General features: G+C 65.6%; 14 protein-coding genes. 6 read left to right on the top strand and 8 right to left on the bottom strand.

Annotated features, from left to right (window positions below):
- The first annotated feature begins 15 nt into the window (after positions 1–15).
- Complete coding sequence (locus BMX07_RS02640) at positions 16–795, top strand: DUF2270 domain-containing protein (RefSeq protein WP_090613309.1); 780 nt, start codon at positions 16–18, stop codon at positions 793–795.
- Positions 796–917: 122 nt separating this feature from the next.
- On the opposite strand, the gene BMX07_RS02635 is transcribed toward BMX07_RS02640, so the two are convergent.
- The 5 genes from BMX07_RS02635 to BMX07_RS02615 all read right to left on the bottom strand — a co-directional run bounded on the left by BMX07_RS02635 (position 918) and on the right by BMX07_RS02615 (position 7,374).
- The gene (locus BMX07_RS02635; protein WP_090613305.1) at positions 918–2,057 is read right to left on the bottom strand and encodes an AI-2E family transporter; all 1,140 of its coding nucleotides are present in this window, start codon (positions 2,055–2,057) and stop codon (positions 918–920) included.
- Between the two features lie 298 nt (positions 2,058–2,355).
- Entirely contained in the window at positions 2,356–3,693 is a 1,338-nt protein-coding gene (hmgB, locus tag BMX07_RS02630; protein ID WP_090613300.1) for a hydroxymethylglutaryl-CoA synthase, read from the bottom strand.
- Positions 3,694–3,843: 150 nt separating this feature from the next.
- On the bottom strand, positions 3,844–5,697 hold the full coding sequence (locus BMX07_RS02625) for a CARDB domain-containing protein (RefSeq protein ID WP_090613297.1): 1,854 nt from the start codon (positions 5,695–5,697) through the stop codon (positions 3,844–3,846).
- A gap of 84 nt (positions 5,698–5,781) precedes the next feature.
- Positions 5,782–6,360 carry a DUF2150 family protein gene (locus tag BMX07_RS02620; protein ID WP_090613293.1) on the bottom strand — a complete coding sequence of 193 codons (579 nt, stop codon included), beginning with the start codon at positions 6,358–6,360 and terminating at the stop codon, positions 5,782–5,784.
- A gap of 162 nt (positions 6,361–6,522) precedes the next feature.
- A complete protein-coding gene (locus BMX07_RS02615) occupies positions 6,523–7,374 on the bottom strand; it encodes a TatD family hydrolase (protein ID WP_090613289.1) in 852 nt (283 codons plus the stop codon).
- A 249-nt stretch (positions 7,375–7,623) separates the two neighbouring features.
- Here BMX07_RS02615 and BMX07_RS02610 point away from each other — a divergent pair, with 249 nt between their 5' ends.
- On the top strand, positions 7,624–9,177 hold the full coding sequence (locus BMX07_RS02610; RefSeq protein ID WP_090613286.1) for a Na+/H+ antiporter NhaC family protein: 1,554 nt from the start codon (positions 7,624–7,626) through the stop codon (positions 9,175–9,177).
- On the top strand, positions 9,174–9,446 hold the full coding sequence (locus tag BMX07_RS02605) for a DUF7513 family protein (RefSeq protein WP_090613281.1): 273 nt from the start codon (positions 9,174–9,176) through the stop codon (positions 9,444–9,446). The genes BMX07_RS02610 and BMX07_RS02605 overlap by 4 nt, the downstream gene beginning before the upstream one ends.
- Before the next feature lie 99 nt (positions 9,447–9,545).
- On the opposite strand, the gene BMX07_RS02600 is transcribed toward BMX07_RS02605, so the two are convergent.
- On the bottom strand, positions 9,546–10,991 hold the full coding sequence (locus tag BMX07_RS02600; protein WP_245742027.1) for a sensor histidine kinase: 1,446 nt from the start codon (positions 10,989–10,991) through the stop codon (positions 9,546–9,548).
- 120 nt (positions 10,992–11,111) lie between these two features.
- Positions 11,112–11,570, bottom strand: coding sequence for an NYN domain-containing protein (locus BMX07_RS02595; RefSeq protein WP_090613275.1), 459 nt, complete (start codon positions 11,568–11,570; stop codon positions 11,112–11,114).
- A 332-nt stretch (positions 11,571–11,902) separates the two neighbouring features.
- Between BMX07_RS02595 and BMX07_RS02590 the strand changes: the two genes are divergently transcribed.
- Together BMX07_RS02590 and BMX07_RS02585 are read left to right on the top strand one after the other, a co-directional pair.
- Positions 11,903–13,579, top strand: coding sequence for a S8 family serine peptidase (locus BMX07_RS02590; RefSeq protein ID WP_090613271.1), 1,677 nt, complete (start codon positions 11,903–11,905; stop codon positions 13,577–13,579).
- Between the two features lie 253 nt (positions 13,580–13,832).
- Positions 13,833–15,452: a S8 family serine peptidase gene (locus BMX07_RS02585; protein ID WP_090613267.1), complete on the top strand. Its 1,620-nt coding sequence runs from the start codon at positions 13,833–13,835 to the stop codon at positions 15,450–15,452.
- 66 nt (positions 15,453–15,518) lie between these two features.
- Here BMX07_RS02585 and BMX07_RS02580 read toward each other — a convergent pair whose 3' ends face one another.
- Positions 15,519–17,000 carry an aldehyde dehydrogenase family protein gene (locus BMX07_RS02580; protein WP_090613264.1) on the bottom strand — a complete coding sequence of 494 codons (1,482 nt, stop codon included), beginning with the start codon at positions 16,998–17,000 and terminating at the stop codon, positions 15,519–15,521.
- A gap of 498 nt (positions 17,001–17,498) precedes the next feature.
- Between BMX07_RS02580 and BMX07_RS02575 the strand changes: the two genes are divergently transcribed.
- Complete coding sequence (locus tag BMX07_RS02575; RefSeq protein ID WP_090614804.1) at positions 17,499–17,738, top strand: hypothetical protein; 240 nt, start codon at positions 17,499–17,501, stop codon at positions 17,736–17,738.
- Positions 17,739–17,937 lie beyond the last annotated feature (199 nt).

Genomic DNA, 17,937 nt, shown 5'->3' with positions numbered 1-17,937 from the left:
CGGTATCGAAGTCCCATGGTCGACGACAACGACAGGGCCGGACGGACCGGCCGCGGAGGCCGAGACGGTTCACCGACCGGCGACGACCGGGACGAGCGAGCGAAGCGAGATGGGCCGCTCGACCGCGGCGATCAGGAGGTCGGAGCGGCGGCCGCCGGCGATATCGACGCCCTGCTCGGCGTGCTGCCCCACTTTTACCGCGGCGAGGTCAGCCAGGCCAACAGCGCGCAGGATCGGATCGACCGGACGACCGACTGGGCGATCACGCTGCTCGCTGCGCTGTTGTCCCTCGTCTTCTCGAGCCGCAATATGCCGGCGTTCCTGCTCCTGATCGGGATATTCGTTCTATCGATCTTCCTGTTTTACGAGGTCCGTCGGTACCGATTCTACGACCACTGGCGCGCCCGCGTCCGCTTCGTGCAGGAGAACGTGTTCGCGAACGCGTTAGAGCCCGTCGGCGTCGAACATCCCGCGTGGCGCGAAGAACTGAGCGACGACCTCCGGCACCCGACGTTCAAGGTGTCGACTCGAGAGGCGCTTTCTCGACGGATACGACGAGTCTATGGGCTGTTGTTTTCGGTGGCCGTGGTCGGCTGGGTATTCAAGGTCACGCTGTTCACACCCGAACAGCGCTGGACGGAAGCCGCGGAACTCCCCGGCGTTCACGGCGCGTTAGTGGCGGGCCTCCTCGCCGTCTTCTTCGGGACCACGATCGCTCTCGGCCTGTGGCCGAGCCAACGGGAGGCGAAAGGCGAGATCCACGGCCAGAAACCGGGGGAGTGGAAAAACGACTGACACTGTCGGACACGCGTCCGTGAGCGTCTGCATTGTTGATCGACACGTCCCCCGGCTCTTCCACTCGCTTCGAGACAGTCACAGTGGGCGACGTATCGGCAGCACGAGGGATCGACAGGCGGTCACGAGTCGGTGTCGACGTCTCCGTCGGCATCGGCTGCCGACCCGGTTTCGTCGATCGGGTCCGCGGTACCGCCTTCCGTCCCCTCGCCCTCGGGAGCGGCTCCGGGCGGGGAATCGCCGGTCCGTACCCGAGCGAAGCAATCGAACGTGAGTTTCGCGCCGCCGAGGACGACGGGACCGATGAACAGGCCGACGGCTCCGAAGACGACCAGTCCGCCGAAGATGCCGACGACGACGGTTGCGGAGTTGAACGCGCTGGTCCGGCCGATCAGCGCGGGACGAAGGTACGAATCCGAGAACGTGACGAGGAGTCCGTAGACGGCCATCGCCCCACCGGCAGTCGGCCGTCCGATCGCGACCAGGTAGACTGCTGCCGGGATCCAGATCCCGAACGCACCGACGAGCGGGAGCAACGTCAGGACGAACGTCGCGACGGTAAGGAAGACGACCGCGGGGACGCCGGCGATTGCTAACCCGACGCCGAGCAGTACCGCCTGAATGCCTGCGACGGCGACGTTGCCGACGACCGATGCCCACATGAGCCGATCCAGCCCCGTGCGCAGTTCCATCAGGACCTCGTCGTCGATCGGCAACACCCACTGGAACCACTCGACGAGCTCTTCCCCGTCCCGTAACAGCGCAAAGAGGACGAACAGCGTGACGGTCAACCCGATGAAGAGATTCGGCAGGCTGCCGAGGATATCGATCGCGCCCGACGTGACCTCCTGGATGGCGGTCGCGATCCGGCCTTGATTCGATTCGTAGAGATCGACGAGATCGACGGCGTAGCCGTTGGTCTCGAGAACGTCCTCGATCGTCTCGATGTCGACCTCGCCCCGTCGAATGGAACGGATGACCCGAAGCGACTGTCCGATGGCGACCGAGAGGATGTAGACGAGCGGGATCAAAACGACGACTAACGTGGCAACCACCACCGCGATCGCTGCGAACGTGGGTCTCACGTACCGCTCGAGGCGTCGCTGTACGGGCAGCATAATGTAGGCGAGGACGATACCGAAGAGGACGTACTGGAGATACGGCAAGAGAACGAACAGTGCGAGAATCCCACTCAGTAGTGCGACCGCCGTCAACCCGGGCTGCTCGACGATCCAGGCCGGCGGCTCGGGACGATCTGGCATACCCAGACGTGTGACCGCGACATATATTATTCTACTGATACGTGCGTTCTCGTCGATCAGGTGGCCCCTCGTCTCGTCGACGACAACTGTGCGATAGAGCTCACAGCTGGTGTTTCGGGTCAGTTACGGACGAACTCAAATCGTATCCGTCTGTAGAGCCATCCGGAACTTATAGCATCACTGTCGTCTCGGAACTCGTAGGCACGAATATCTGTTCTAACGATTCCGACTCAGAAGGTACTGTCTCGGCCGAACGTGACAAGACACACCGCAACTTGCTCGCGAGTGAAAATGCCGCCTATTCCACGTACCGATACTTGCGCTCGCCCATACGGCCCCAGCCGTCGAAGACGAACTCCTCGCTCGGCGTCGTGAACTCCTCGACGTCGACGTCCATCTCGTGGTTGTGGGCGTCGTGGATCTCCTCGTAGTCCGCCCAGTCCATTTCGTAACGTTCGGCGAGCTGCTCGTCGACGTTCAGGGCCTCGATCTCGTCCTCCCATCCCTCCCGGATCGTCTCGGCGTGGATCTCCGCCTGCGCGCCGCTCCCGTAGGAGCCGACGAGCAACTTCTCGCCGGTCATCTCGCGCCCGTTCTCGAGGGCGTGTTGGAGCGCGCTCGCGCGGGCGACGTGGACGGAACCGGTGTACCAGTTGCCGACCTCGCGGGCGATCGTCAGCGTCGGATCGATGGTCGTGTCGTACCACTCGGCGTAGCGGTCGGTGTCCTTGAGGGCGTCCATGTACTCCCGGAGGGCGTCGTGATACGCCTCGTCGGAGTCGAACGCCTCCGGACGGGGCTGCCGACCGATCTCTTCGGCCAGTTCGTCCTCGATGTCCGTGTTCCGCGTGATGTGGCGGAACGCGAGCAGCGCGGCCTTCCGGACCATGCCGGGGAACGGCGTGTGGAAGGGCGCGTACGTGAAGTCCTCCTCGTGGACCTCGCCCGCGACGCTCTCGAAGTCCTCGAGGGCCTCGCGCATCCGTGCGAGGTAGACCTGCACCGAGCGCTTGCCGTCGACCGAGGGGAACTGCTGGTTGGGTTTGAGGAAGTCGGTCTCGTCGGCCGAGCCGTACCCTTGTTCGGCGGAGAGTTCGACGAGGTTCGGATCCTCGCTGATGAGCATCGCGACGGCACCGGCACCCTGGGTCGCCTCGCCGTCGTCACCGCGGGCGTACAGCGCCGTGTCGGTCGCGATCACCAGTGCCGAGCGACCGCGATTGCGGCCCGCGCGGATCCAGTTGTACGCGTCGTCCAGACTCTGCGTCCCGGCGATACAGGCGAACTTCCGCTCGCCCTTGTTCGCGTGGTGGAAGTCACCCTCGTAGACCTGCTCGAGGCAGCCAGCGACGTACGTCGAAACCGGCTTCGAGTTGTCGAACGCGCTCTCGGTCGCGACGTCGATTCGACCGATATCGTCGGGCTCGAGGCCCTTCCGCTCCATCAATCGGTGGGCGGCGTTCGCCCCCATCGTGACGATGTCCTCGTAGCTGTCGGGGAACGAACTGGCGTTGAGTCCGAGTCCTTTCGTATACTTTTCCGGATCTTCGCCCTTCTCCGGGGCGAACGTGCCAGGAAGGTCGAGTTTGAGATTTCCGGTCCAAATTTCGACGGCGTCGATACCGACTGCAGTCATACGCTATCAATACAGGTGACCATACAAGGTATTGTCGTTCGTCATTTCGACGATCGTCGTATTTTTGACCGGTACGGACCAGCCTGGACGAACTTGGCGGTCGTGAGCGGTCGACAGCGGTCCGACGAATCGGACCGGATCGGCGGCACGTCAGCTGGCAGTAACCGTTTCGGAATCGGTGTCCTGGATGTCGTGCGTGTTCGAGAGCTCGAGTTCCGCCGTCCAGCCGTCGGGGTTGCTTCTGACGTCGCTAACCTGTACGCGACCGCTGTCCGTCGTCCCGCTCGGCGATATCTCGCGGCTCCCGATGTAGGTCCCGCTCGAGTCGTACAGTCGTACTTCGTTGACCGAGCCGCCGCTCAGTTCGTCGTCGTCGCTGGCGGACCAGTCGACTATCACGTCGTAACTCGGCCACCACCACGGGCCGCTCGTCCGGTACGTCGCGGCGTCGATCGATGCAGTCGGCGGCGAGTGCTCGCCGACGTCGACCGTGTTCGTTTCGCGGGCGTCCTCGCTGGCCACGGTCGCGTCGTACGTTCCCGCATCGCCGACCGTCGTCTCCCAGTCAAGCGTCACCGTGTCGGACTCGCCGGGTGCCAGTTCGACGGGTTCGGTATCCACCTCGCCGACGCCGTCACCGATCGTCAGATTCACTGCTTGCGTGTCGGCCGCGCCCCCGACGTTTTCGATCTCCGCGGTCACTGACAGCGTCTCGTTCTCGCCGACCGGCTCGTTCGTTCCGGTGATCGTGACGTCGAAGGACGACTCGCGTGAAATATCGAGGCGGATGCGATCGCCGTCGCTCCCGCTCGAGGTGTAGACGAGCACGGAATCCGAATCCGTCGCGTCCGAACTGACGTCGAAGGTAATCCCGTGCGTCCCGCTGGAGTCCGTCCGTCCCTCGGTCGACGAGAGGGCTCCGACGGCGGTATCGTTCACCGCGTACTCGACGGACGCGTCGGCGGCGGTTTCGTCCGTCGTCATCGAGAGGTCGACCGAATCGCCGACGACGGTACACGAGTCCGCATCGCACCGATCGTCGTCGACGCCGGACTGTCCGGACGGGTCCTGCCAGTCGACGTGATACGCCGGGCTCCGGCCGCCATCGCCGCTATCGTCGTCCGCCCGCCGAACGTCGTAGTCGTCGCTTCGGTTGCCGCCGTCGCCGATGCCGACGCGAGCCATCCGGAGCGCGTACTCCTCGGCCCTGTCGGCGAGTTCGATCCGCAACTCGCCGTCGGCGTACGCGACGACTCGAGCGTCGGATTCCCCGGCATCGAACGTCGTCCCGATCGTTTCGTTCCACCGCGCGGGCGAGTGGGTCGGCATCGTGATCGTGATGTTGCCCGCCCCCTCGGCCGCAGTTATCGGTACCGCGTCGCTGGGACCGCTGAGCACCGTCGGATCGACCGACACCGCCCCGCTTCCCGACTCGGAGAGCGCCCCCTCGAGCAGCACGAGCCTGATCGTCCCGTCGTTGAGCAGCCCCTGATCGGTCAGCGGGACGGTCGCGTCCTCGAAATCGTTGAACGCGTACCCGTGTTCGATTCTGGTCGACGGTGCGTTCGGATACTCGTTGTAGTCCGGCTCGTAGACCAGCGTCGTCGTCGCGTGGTCTCCCTCGATCATCGTCGCCGGGTCCCCGTGGTAGTCGTCGCTGGAGCCGACGTACGAGGCGTTGTCGATACGCACGGTTCCGTTACCGGTCGTCTCGAGCGTTCCCCTCGGATCGGGCGGGTTCATCGAGACCGTTCGCGCCGGGTACTGGGTGCCGAGGGTGACGGCCACCGACTCGGTGCCGCCGCTCGTCCCGACGTTTCGGATCGCGTTCCGCAGGTCCTGCATCTCGTCGCGGACCTGCTGGTTGTGCTCGCTCTCGACCGCCCCGTTCTCCGCGGGGACGGCGTTGACCTGATAGAGGGCGAGCGCGGTGAAGACGATGGCCAGCAGGAGGACCGCCCCGATCTGGACGGTCACTGCGCGCTCGTCTTCCCGGCGAAACATACGCGAGGATAGTCACCATCGGTTAAACGTCTGATGGCTATCGAGCGGCGACGACGGAACCGAACGTCGTCGCGACGGTATTCGTTACTCGTCTTCCTCGACGACTTCCGGATCGCTCATTGCGCTCTGGAGGCTGTCGAGGCCGTTGATCCACTCCGTCACGAGTCCGTACTCGAGGTCTTCGGCGACGGTCATGTCGAGTTCCTGATCGTCGATGATGAGCGTCCCCGCCTGGGCCGCGTAGCCGAGCGCGGTGTCGAGGTCCTCCTCGGCCTCGGCGTCGGCCGCGGCGCTGAGATAGTCGCCGACGGTGCCCTCTTCCGCCGGCCCGTTCGCGACGTACTCCTCGGCCGCAAAGAAGACACAGACCAGGCTCGTCTGGACCCCGTCGACCAGAATCAGCTTCTCCTCGTCCTCGATGTCGACCTCGCTGAGCACGATCTCGCGGACGTCGTTGATCTCCGCGAGCGTCTCCTCCTGGCCGAGCTCCCCGTCGTCGTAGGCGGCGACGATCTTCGCGATCGCGATCGCCGTGTCGTCCTGCAGGTTCAACAGGAGCCGCGCCGACGATTCGTCCTCCGGATCGATGTCTTCGTCTTTGATGCGATCGATCCAGTTCTGCCAGCGTTCCTCCGAGTAGAACTCGGTCGGGGGATTGCTCATACAGACACCTACACCGGCCGCTTGAAATGCCTTTCTCTACACTAGCCACCGCGAGTGAATGTTTATCTCGGCTGGGTGAGCGCCTCGGAATCCCTCACAGACGCGCTCACGGTCACGTTCGGCGGCTCGTCGCTCGCGGTCTCGTCCGAGCGTAATCCGTTCTTACTCCGCCGAGGCCAGGGTCGCTTCCGTATCGATGCCGTAGACTCGCTTCGGCGTCTCGATATGGGCGATCCGGACCGCCTCCTCGCGGCCGTTCTCGAGGAGCCACCGGACCCGACGGGGAACCGTCTTGGGACCGAGCACCGCGCCCGGCCGGTCGGGGTCGTCGATGTAGTCGGTCTCCATCAGGAACGGCTCGCCGCGCTCGGCGGCGGTCTCGAGGCGATCCTTCTCGCTCATGACGCTCGGCGTCGGGCCCTTCAGGCGGCCGCCCGCGTAGTGTTTGACGACGCGGTGGGCCGGCATGCCGGCGTCTTCCGCCCAGTCGGCCACCTCGGTCATGTCCTCGCTGGCCTCTGCGTGGAGTTGGACGGCACACTCGAGGGCCGCGCCGTGCTCGAACGCCCGTCGCATAACCGCGTTCGAGGCGTCCCAGACGTCGTCGCCGACCTCGTAGTGCGGCCGGCCGGACTTCAGCGCCAGCGCGTCGCCCGACTCGACGTACTCCGCGGCGACGTCGATCCCGGCCCGCATGAGGTCGCGAGCCGCCTCGGGCGTGAAGCCGCGGTCGTCGACCAGCCGCGAGATCAGGCCCGGGTGGACCCCGAGGACCGGCCACGCTCGACCCTCGAGTTCGCTCGAGGCGTCCGCGACGATGTCGACCGTTCGCTCGAAGACGTCGCGAAAGTCCTCGCCGGTTTCCGCTTCGACGCCGAGGTGCCAGGAGGGTTTGTTCACCACGAGCAGGTGGGTCCCGCCGACGCGGGCGAAGTCTCGGACGGCGTCGATGCCGCGGTGGGCGTCCGGATCGAGGTGGAGGTGATCGTCCAGTACCGGCGTCTCGTCGATCATACCCGGTAGTGGGTGAGCCGCGGCCGAAAAGTCACCGGCTTCGGCCGCCCGTCGGGGCCGGTCGAGCGTCGGCGGCCGATCGCGGCCCGTCGTCCAGTCCGGGAGAATCGACGGGTAAATGGGAGGCGTCGGCCGTACTGGACGACGGATCGATAGCAGTACGCGATATCCAAACGACCAACACTGTCATAAATAGTTATTATGTCGAATCCAGTTAGCACATTCGTGTCACAACATGAGTGATCGAGTATGAGTGAGACCGGGGACGACCCGACGGACCAGTTCGAACAACCCGACGGCGACGGACCGACGGTCGAGTTCTACGGTGGCCGGGGGATGAGCGCGGTCCCGATCGCGTTCTTCATCGTCTGGGCGATCGTCCAGACCGCTCTCTGGCGGATCGGCGACACCGGCGGGCTCATCGTCGGTATCCTGATCGGCCTCATCCTCGGGATGTTCTTCGTACGGGGGAACTGGCAGACCTACGCCAACACGATCTTCGAGGGGATGACCCAGCCCGTCGCGGTGACGGCGATCGTCGCGTGGATCTGGGCTGGCATGTTCGCCCAGTTGTTACAGGACGGCGGCTTCGTCGGCGGCCTCGTCTGGCTTGCCGACACCGCGGGCGTCGGCGCGGCGCTGTTCCCCGCGATCACGTTCGTCCTCGCCGCCGTCTTCACGACGGGGATCGGGACGGGCTACGGCGCGACCGTGGCCTTCGTCGGCCTGTTCTTCCCGGCCGGCGTGTTGCTCGGCGCGAATCCGGTCTTGCTGTTCGGCGCGATCCTCTCCGGCGCGATCTTCGGCGACAACCTCGCGCCCGTCAGCGACACGACGATCGTCAGCGCCGTCACGCAGGATGCCGACATCGGCGGGGTCGTCGCCTCGCGGTTCAAGTACGTCATCATCGCCGCACTCGTCGCCTTCCTCGGCTACGTCGCCGCCGGCCAGGCGATGACCGGCCTCGACATCTCCGCCGAGGCCCAGGCGATCTTCCTCGAGGGGAGCGAGGCGATCGGCCTCGTTCACGTCGTCTCGATGGCCGCCGTCATCGGGGCAGCGGTCGCCGGCCGCCACATCGTCGAGGCGATCTCGTGGGGGATCGTCATCGCGATCGCCTTCAACCTCGTCTTCGGGCTGACGACCCTCGGCGACATCGTCATGTTCAACGCGCCCGGCGACGCGCCGCTGGCCGAACCGCTCCAGGGGCTTCCGATCCTCACGGTCGTCAGCGACCCTGACGCGGTCGGGGTCACCGGGAGCCTCATGACCGGCGTCGCCGGCTTCCTCGAGCTCTCGATCCTCGTCCTGCTGATCATCGGTGCGGCCCAGATCATGATCCGCGGGGGCGCGTTCGAGGTCCTGCTCGAGTGGTCGATCGAGAACCTCGCGACGAACGTCCGCAACGCCGAGTTGACGATGGTCGGCTCGGCGGCGCTGATCAACGCGATCATCACGATCAATACGGCCGCCGAGGTCGCGATCGGTCCTTACATCTCGAAGATCGGCGAGCGGTTCAATCTGAACGGCTACCGACGCGCCAACATTCTCGACGGCCAGACCGCCGCACTGGGCTACATTTTCCCGTGGTCGGGCGGCGTGCTCGCCGGCTACAGCGCGATGCAGAACCTGCCCGGTGAGTACGACTGGTTCGAACAGTCGATGGTCGTCACCCCGATCGACGTCGTCCCGTTCGTCTTCCAGGGGTGGCTACTGGTCGCGGTGTTCGTCATCGCGGCGCTGACCGGCTTCGGTCGCGAGTACGTTATCGACCGCGAGAGCGAGGAGGTGGCGCGCGTATGAGCCTCCTCGGAAAGTACCTGAAAGGCTGGACGTTCCGGGCGGACAGGCCGTCTCTCGAGGTCGGAAGCGAGATCGACGTCTTCGTCGCCGAGTCGAACGGCACCACCGGCCGTGCGTATATCGGCGATACGGAGCTGCTCGTCGACGGAGCCGGGCCGGACGTGGTCGAAAAGCAAGCGCGGGTCCGCGTGACCGAGTTCGACGAGACGGCCGCGAGCGGTCGCGGCGAGTTCGTCGAAGTCATCGGCGAGAGCTCCTACACCGAGTGATCGCCTCGTGATACCTTCCCCGCGCTAACCCGCGGGGACGCTTTTCACCTGCCGCTCGTCGGAGGACAGACTCGGAACCGCAGTCCGTTTCGGCGGCCGTCAGTCGGCGTGCCGCGCCCTCGGGAGCGTCACCGAGAACGTCGACCCCTCGCCGGGCTCGGTGTCGACCCAGATCTCTCCGCCGTGGTTCGTCGCGATCTTCCGACAGAGCGCGAGCCCGATACCCGTCCCCGAATACTCCGTTTCCGTGTGGAGCCGATTGAACACGTCGAAGATCTGGTCGGTGAATTCGGGGTCGATTCCGATCCCGTCGTCCGACACCGAGAGCTGCCAGTAGCCGTCCCGCTCGGTCGCATCGATCTCGATTTCCGGTGGCTCGTTCCCCCGATACTTGATCGCGTTGCCGACGAGATTCGCAAAGAGCTGCTCGAGTTGCGTCCGGTCGCCCTCGACGGTCGGTAACGTTCCGGTCTCGATCGTCGCCCCGCTCTCCTCGATCTGCACCTGGTGGTCGGTGAGGACGGTGTCGATAACACCCTCGCAGTCGACCGGCTCGAGCGTCGTCTCGCCCGTGTCGATCCGGGAGAACTCGAGGAGGTCGTCGATCATCTCTCGCATCCGATCGGCACCGCCGACGGCGAAGTCGATGTAGTCTCGCGCGTCGGCGTCGAGCTCGTTCCGATAGTTGCGCTCGAGGAGCTGGAGGTAGCTCGAGACCATCCGTAACGGCTCCTGCAGGTCGTGGGATGCGATATAGGCGAATCGCTGTAGCTGATCGTTGGACTCCTCGAGCGCGTCGATCGTTTCGTTGCGTTCGACTTTCGCGGTCGTTCGCTCGTGGAGCGTTCCGAGCATTCGGTCGACCTCGCGGTCCGGACTGTCGGGGCGGAAGAACTCCGCCGGCGGAGTGTAGTAGAAGTTGTGACAGACCGCACCGTCGTAGACGAGATGCGGGTGGGTTCGAACGACATCGCAGATGATTTCGGCCGGAATTACGTCGCGATCGTACTGGCACAGCGCGATGCAGTCCTCGCCGTCGAACAGCTCGTTCACCCGGCTCTCGTACTCCATGAACTTCTCGAGGCTCGTTCCCTCATCGAGTATCCACGTCGTTTCGGCACTGATGCGGAGGCCCGCGTACTCCGCCGTCGCCGCCTCGATAGCGTCGGCGTAGTACTCGAGCATATCGTCCGGATCGAACGTGCCGGTTCTGAGATAGGTGTCCTCGACCGTACGAAACGTAAGCGCGCCCGACTCGAGGACCGCGTCGACGTCGATCCCGCCGCGTTCCATCGCCTCGATCAGGTCCGACTCGGAGCGGTCGTTCACGATGTACAGACAGCGCTCGCCGCGCTCGATCCCCTGCCGCATGAACGGGACGACGGCCGCGAGCCGTTCGGCTTGGCTCTCGTGAATTACCGCGAGGTGTTCGGTGGGGTCGTGGTCTCCCAGCGACTCGACGGGGCCGCGGAACTCCGGACTCGAGCGCAGTGCATCGAGTCCGCTCTTCAATCCGAGGACGCCACGCTGGTCATCGGTCTGCACACCTGCCGCGGTTTGCTCGTCGTGGCCGAAGGAACACACGAGCCCCTTACCTGAGGTACCAGCTTGAACCCTTCGACGTGAAAGCGGCCAGATCGGCGATATATCGCTCCTCGAGCGGGTTTAGACGTCGAGCGTGACCGCGTCGTCGGCCGCGTTCCGCAGCGCGTCGGAGCGCCCGTGGGTCCCCGGTGCGATCGCGACCGTCTCCACGCCGACGGTACCCGCGTACTCGAGGACGGGCTTGAAATCCGTATCACGAGAGGCGATCGCGAGCCGATCGATGGTGCCGTCGCCCGCGAGCGCCGTCGCGTCGACGGCGAGTTTCACGTCGACGTCGCCGCTGGTGACGATCACTTCGAAGCCCCGCGCTTCGGCGGCCTGGATGAGTCCCGGTGTGGCGTGTTCGTCGAGATAGAGTCGGATGACGCCGACCCGGCCGAGTTCGCGGGCCGCGTCGCGGAGGTCGTCGAGGTCGACGTCGAACTTGTCGCGGAAGACGTTCGGCCCGTCGACGAACAGGCCCACTGTCGGCCGAGTCGGGGTATCGGGCGCGAGACGGGTGCGAACGCGGTCGAACATAGTCAGTTGCCCGAATGTTTCCGCGCCCGGAGATAGGTGTGACGAAACCGTAGCGTCGGCCGGTCGACGCCCTCGAATCGAACGTGTCGCCCGGCGGACCCGCGGTCGGCGACTCCCGAAACCACCTGTACCGTCCGAACATATCGGGCCCACTATAAACAATAATTGCGTTCATTAGAGAACTATATAGTTAACAATTCAATAGATATTTCCCGTAGATGTTGTCAATACTAATATCCTCGGATCGGATCTATTCGTTCGTTCAAATATTATTGAACAATATTCGATTTAAAAAGATTTTAGTACGGAAGGATCTTTCTTTCTGCCGGGCCATGTCGAACGATAATCATTCACACATCGACCGAAGATCGGTTTTGCAAACAGTTGCCGGGGTCAGTGCGCTGATCGGTTTCGGCGGCGTCACGTCCGCAACGCCGGGGCGCGAGCCGGGGGCGAAAAAAGACGAGCTCATCGTCGGCGTCGACTCCAACGTGTCGGACGTCGAAGCGGCAGTCGAACGGAAAATCCCGAGCGACGCGACGATCGTCCACACGAACGACACCCTCGGCTACGCGTCGGTAGAGATGGCCGACCAAGCCTCCACGCAGTCCAAGGCGACCGTCGAACGAACTCTCCTCGACGCCGACGAGGTGCAGTACACGGAAGACAACGTCACCTACCAGGCCCTCGAGGCGGAGCCGCTCGAGACGGCAGACAGCGGCGGCGCTGCGCCGCTGTACACGCCGGACGACCCGGAGTTCGGGAACCAGTACGCGCCACAGCAGGTCAACTGCGAGGAGGCCTGGGAGACGACGCTCGGCGATCCGGACGTGACGATCGCGATCGTCGATCAGGGCATTCAGTACGACCATCCCGACCTCGCGGAGAACATGGACGACAGCGTCTCGAACGGCGGCTACGACTTCGTCGATGACGACAAGGATCCGTACCCGGTGAGCGCGTCGGAGAACCACGGTACCCACGTCGGCGGCATCGCCGCCGGCGGCACCGACAACGGGACGGGACACGCCGGCATCTCGAACTGTTCGCTGCTCTCCGCCCGCGCGCTCGGAGACGGCGGCGGCGGGTCGCTCTCGGACATCGCCGACGCGGTCCAGTGGGCGGCCGATCAGGGTGCCGACGTCATCAACATGTCGCTCGGTGGCGGCGGCGCGACCGACCTGATGCGACAGGCCTGCCAGTACGCGCAATCGCAGGGCTCGCTGGTCGTTGCGGCCGCCGGCAACGATTACGGCGGCCCCGTCTCGTATCCGGCCGCCTACGACTCCGTCCTGGCCGTCTCGTCGCTCGATCAGGGCGAGACGCTGTCGGACTTCTCGAACGTCGGCCCGGAGATCGAACTGGCCGCACCCGGCGGCAACGTCCTCTCGTCGATCCCGTTCGACGACTACGATACCTTCGGCGGCACCTCGATGGCGTCACCGGTCGTCGCCGGTGTGGCTGGACTCACGCTGTCGGCGTGGCCGGACCTCTCGAACGACGAACTGCGCGATCATCTCAACCAGACGGCGGTCGACGTCGGGCTGGCGGAGACCGAGCAGGGCAACGGCCGCGTCGACGCCGGGAACGCCGTCACCACGGAACCGGGAACGTCACCCGATCCGGACCCAGACCCGGACCCGGACCCGGACCCGGACCCGGATCCCGGCGAGTGCGGTAACGAAGTCAACACGGCCACGGGAGAGGGGCAACTCAGTGGCGGCTGGTGGGGTAACCCGAGCGACATATACACCTACCAGCTTCAGACGGCGAATCCCTGCAGCGCCACCGTCTCCATCGAGGGCCCGTCGAGCGCCGACTTCGACCTCTACCTGACCCTCGATGGACGGACGCCGACGACGCGTGACTACGACGAACGATCGATCGACTCGGGTTCGACCGAAGCGATCGACGTCGACCTCTCGGGCGACGAAGAGTTCGGTATCCTCGTCAGGCGGTACAGCGGCAGCGGCTCCTACACGGTCTCCATCGAGGAGAGCGGCCGATAGAAGCGGCCCCTCGCCCCGGCGACCGAGCCGTCGCTCGCGCTCCACAGCGGGAGCACCCGAATCCATCGTTTGGGAAACTGAGAACAGGTTTGTCGAGCACCGGTCGGACGGGATAACCGACCGACTTCACATATTCACACCCTATTTCCGAACATAGTTCTATACAATCACGTACTCGCAGATATATTCTCAAATAAACTATTCTGAGTTCGATAAAAGTTTACTAATTTCAGGGAATACTGACTGTCATCCGATGACACAGAACGGCCCCCCCGACGACACCGATCCCACGTACAACCGACGATCCGTCCTGACCGGTGCCGGAGCGATCGCGGTCGGCGGGTTGATCGGTTCGAGCGGCGTCGCGAGCGCGACACCTGGTCGCGATCCGGGTCCGAAAGACGACGAGCTCATCGTCGGCATCTCGCCGTCGGTTTCGGACGTGGCGGGCGCGGCTCGCGCCGCCGTCCCCGGCGACGCCGAGGTCGTTCACGCGAACGAGTCGATCCACTACGCGGTCGTCTCCTTCCCCTCGGAAGCGCCCGATAGCGCTCGCGAAACCGTCATCGACGCCATCACGCGCTCGTCCGCCGTCGAGTACGCGGAACCGAACGCGACCGTCCAGTCGCTGCTCGAGCCGAACGATCCCTATTACGACTCCCAGCACGCTCCCCAGCAGATCGACTGCGAGACCGCGTGGGAGATCACCCGCGGAAGCGAGGACGTCGTCATCTCCGTCGTCGACCAGGGGATCCAGTACGACCACCCCGCACTCGAGGGCGTCGTCGACGACCGAATCGGGCGGGACTTCGTCGACGGCGACGGCGACCCGTATCCGCTACGCGGGTCGGATCACGGCACCCACGTCGGTGGCATCGCCGCCAGCGGAACGGACGACGGACGGGGACACGCCGGTATCAGTGATTGTTCGCTCCTGTCGGCCCGCGCGCTCGACGACGACGGCGTCGGGTCGCTCTCGGACATCGCCGACGCAATCCAGTGGTCTGCCGACGAAGGCGCGGACGTCATCAACCTCTCGCTGGGCGTCGACGGCTCCTACGACACGCTGTCTTCCGCTTGCGAGTACGCGGCGGATCGCGACGTCCTCCTCGTCGGCGCGGCCGGCAACAGCGGGAGCGGGAGCGTCTTCTCGCCAGCGTCCGAGGACACCGTCGTCGCCGTCTCCGCACTCGAGGCCGACGACGACCTCGCGTCCTTTTCGAACACCGGACCGGCGATCGAACTCGCCGCACCGGGCAGTCGGCTCGTCTCGAGCGTCACCGGGGACGGGTACGGCCGCATGTCGGGGACCTCGATGGCAGCGCCGGTGGTCTCGGGCGTGGCCGGACTCGTGCTCTCGGCGTACCCCGATCTCTCGCGGGAGGAACTCCGCGACCACCTGCGGGCGACCGCCGTCGACGTCGGCCTCGACGACGACGAACAGGGGTACGGACGCGTCGACGCGGGTGCGGCGGTCACGACGGATCCGTTCGGCGACGGCGGCGGCGACGTGAACGAGGAGGAGTCGACCGGCGAGTGCGGCGACGAGACCGTCTCCGCGAGCGCGAGCGGGTGGCTCGACGGGAGCGGTTGGTGGGGTGAGAGCGATCGGTACAGCTACTCGCTGTACACCGCCGACCCCTGTTCGATCACGATCTCGCTCGAGGGCCCCGACGGCGGCGACTTCGATCTCTACGTGACGACGGACGGCAGCGAGCCCACCAGGTGGAGCCACGACGCGTCGGCCGCGGGATCGGGGCCGACGGCGTCGATCTCGCGCACTCTCGAGGGCGACGAGACGTTCGGCCTCCAGGTGCACGCGAACGGCGGGAGCGGCGAGTACACGCTGCGAGTCGACGAAAGCGGGCGATAACGCGACGGGAGCCGCGTCGCCGCGGTGGCGGATGGCGCTCCCGCCGCGGGCGCGGGCGGCGAGTCGCTATTCGAAGACGAAGTAGTCCCGCTCCCCGTCCTGGACCGAGATCCACTTGGGTTCGGTGAGTTCCCGGACGATCCACTCGCCGTGGTACCGGCCGAGGCCGGACCCCTTGACGCCGCCGAAGGGGGCGTTGTGATCCTCGTTGATCGGCTGGTCGTTGACGTGGACCATCCCGGCCTCGATCCGGTCCGCGAGCGCGCGGGCCCGATCCTCGTCCTCGCAGAAGACCGACGCCGAGAGGCCGTACTCGGTGTCGTTAGCTAGCTCGATCGCTTCCTCGTCGTCCGCGAACGGGATCACGGGTGCGACCGGGCCGAAGTGCTCGTTGCACGCCGTCGGCATGTCGTTGGTGCAGTCCGAGAGGACGGTCGGCTCGACGAACAGGCCGTCGGCCTCGCCGCCCGTCTCGAGGGTCGCGCCGGCCTCGAGCGAGCCTTCGATGAACTCGATCAGATCGTCGCGCTGGGTCTCGTTCTGGACCGGCCCGAAGGTGACGTCCTCGTCCTCGGAGGGATCGCCGACGACGAGCGACTCGGCGTGGTCGACCAGCAGGTCGACGTACTCGTCGTACAGGTCCTCGTGGACGAGGTGTCGGTTGATCGAGATACAGACCTGCCCCTGATGGAAGAACGAACCGAACGCGCCGGCGCGGGCCGCCCGCTCGAGGTCGGCCTCGTCGGTGACGACGAAGGGCGCGTTGCCGCCGAGTTCGAGGGCAGGGAGCGCGAGACTCCCGGCGGCGTTCGCGGCGACGCCCTTGCCGATGGCCGTCGACCCGGTAAACGAAATGACGCGCGGGATCGGGTGGCTGCTCATCCGATCGCCGATGTCCGACCCGCGGCCGGTGACGACGTTGACGACGCCGTCGGGGACGCCGGCCGCCTCGCAGAGTTTCGCGATGAGCAGCCCGCCGGTGATCGGGGTGTCCGTCGCCGGCTTCAGGACGACGGTGTTGCCCAGCGCGATCGCGGGCACGACGGCCCGCAGGGAGAGGTGCAGCGGAAAGTTCCACGGGGAGATGACGCCGACGACGCCGACCGGTTCGTGGACGACGTGGTTGTCCTTGCCCTCGATCGACGGGGAGGGTCGGACCACCTCCTCGGGCGGCTCGAGTTCGAGGGCCATCTCCACGTCGCCGGTCGCGGTCGCGAACTCGCCCATCGCGCGGTAGCCGGGCGCGCCGGCTTCGGTCGCGAGCAGATTCGCGATCGCCTCGAAGTTCTCGTTGAGTTCGTCCAGGAGGGCCTCGAGGATCTCGTCGCGCTCCTCGCGAGGCGTGTCGGCCCACGCGGGCTGGGCCGCCGCGGCCGCTTCGTAGGCGGCGTCGACGTCGTCGACCGTCGCCGCCGGCACGTCCGTAAACGCGTCTCGTTTCGAGGGATTCTCTACGGGGATCGTCTCGTCGTCGGCCGCATCGCGCCACTCGCCGTCGATGTACATCCGATTCCAGTCGGCCGTCGGCTCGAGTTCTGAGGCGGTCATCCTGCACGCCGAGTACGGGCGATTCGCCCATATGTTTTCGTCAACCGGATACCGTGCGGTTACAAGTTTGTAACCGGGATCGCTTACCCGCTCGGCGGCGGGAAATCGCGCCGATCGCGGTCCGTCTCGCACACCACCCCGGCTCGAGTAGCGCGACCGGTACCGGCTCGCTGACTCGAATATCGCGCTCGGACATCATCCTGGACATCGTGTTCCATCCCGAGCGCGCGGCCGACGCGATTCTATTCCTGACAATTAGCAGTAGATATAAGTTTCAATGGATAAAACGAGAAATCGGAAGCCGGTCTCCATCGACAGGGGGCTGTAGTGAAATGCCCCGGGTGGTAGCAGCACCCGAGACGTGGCTTCCAAACCCACGGAGGGATTCGGTTGCCATGATTCCGTTCATTCTACCGGGATATAAACGTCCCGCACGACGGCAGAACCGCCCGACGCGATCAGTCTCGAGGCCCCTGCGGATCGCGAGCCGTGATCGCGATGTGTAGCGGCAGGACGGGAAGCGGAGAGGGAGAGGGAGAGGGAAACGGGGACGCGTCGGCGCTGCTCTCCTGTCCGGCCTGCGGTCGACCCATCTCCGGGCTGACGTCGGCCGGTCCACACACCGGCGTCGTCAGACCCTGCGGCTGTACGGTCGCGCCCGGACTGCACCACCGGGAGCCCGACCGCGAGCCGGACGCCGGAGCCGACGGCGAATCCGGTCGCGGGGCAGACGAGTAATCGGGGTGCGGCGCTCGAGTCCCGTCGAGCGGCCGATCGGTCGGCGTCGCGGATCGAACGCGCCACCGACCACCACGTCACCACCGACCACCACGCTGTCACCGTCGACAGCACCGCGTTCGCTTCCGACGTGCTCGGTCGGCCGGTCGGCTCGGAACCGGGCCTTGAGTTCGGTCGCACTCGAACGGTGTGCCTCCGT

Origin of the sequence: Natrinema salaciae (assembly GCF_900110865.1) — an archaeon.
Taxonomy (GTDB): domain Archaea; phylum Halobacteriota; class Halobacteria; order Halobacteriales; family Natrialbaceae; genus Natrinema; species Natrinema salaciae.
This window is presented reverse-complemented; position numbering and strand designations above follow the sequence as displayed.

Excerpts from the sequence above, each read along its gene's own strand:
- BMX07_RS02640 (WP_090613309.1), top strand. The coding sequence starts at position 16 with ATGGTCGACGACAACGACAGGGCCGGACGGACCGGCCGCGGAGGCCGA.
- BMX07_RS02635 (WP_090613305.1), bottom strand. The coding sequence starts at position 2,057 with ATGCCAGATCGTCCCGAGCCGCCGGCCTGGATCGTCGAGCAGCCCGGG.
- hmgB (WP_090613300.1), bottom strand. The coding sequence starts at position 3,693 with ATGACTGCAGTCGGTATCGACGCCGTCGAAATTTGGACCGGAAATCTC.
- BMX07_RS02625 (WP_090613297.1), bottom strand. The coding sequence starts at position 5,697 with ATGTTTCGCCGGGAAGACGAGCGCGCAGTGACCGTCCAGATCGGGGCG.
- BMX07_RS02620 (WP_090613293.1), bottom strand. The coding sequence starts at position 6,360 with ATGAGCAATCCCCCGACCGAGTTCTACTCGGAGGAACGCTGGCAGAAC.
- BMX07_RS02615 (WP_090613289.1), bottom strand. The coding sequence starts at position 7,374 with ATGATCGACGAGACGCCGGTACTGGACGATCACCTCCACCTCGATCCG.
- BMX07_RS02610 (WP_090613286.1), top strand. The coding sequence starts at position 7,624 with ATGAGTGAGACCGGGGACGACCCGACGGACCAGTTCGAACAACCCGAC.
- BMX07_RS02605 (WP_090613281.1), top strand. The coding sequence starts at position 9,174 with ATGAGCCTCCTCGGAAAGTACCTGAAAGGCTGGACGTTCCGGGCGGAC.
- BMX07_RS02595 (WP_090613275.1), bottom strand. The coding sequence starts at position 11,570 with ATGTTCGACCGCGTTCGCACCCGTCTCGCGCCCGATACCCCGACTCGG.
- BMX07_RS02590 (WP_090613271.1), top strand. The coding sequence starts at position 11,903 with ATGTCGAACGATAATCATTCACACATCGACCGAAGATCGGTTTTGCAA.
- BMX07_RS02585 (WP_090613267.1), top strand. The coding sequence starts at position 13,833 with ATGACACAGAACGGCCCCCCCGACGACACCGATCCCACGTACAACCGA.
- BMX07_RS02580 (WP_090613264.1), bottom strand. The coding sequence starts at position 17,000 with ATGACCGCCTCAGAACTCGAGCCGACGGCCGACTGGAATCGGATGTAC.
- BMX07_RS02575 (WP_090614804.1), top strand. The coding sequence starts at position 17,499 with ATGTGTAGCGGCAGGACGGGAAGCGGAGAGGGAGAGGGAGAGGGAAAC.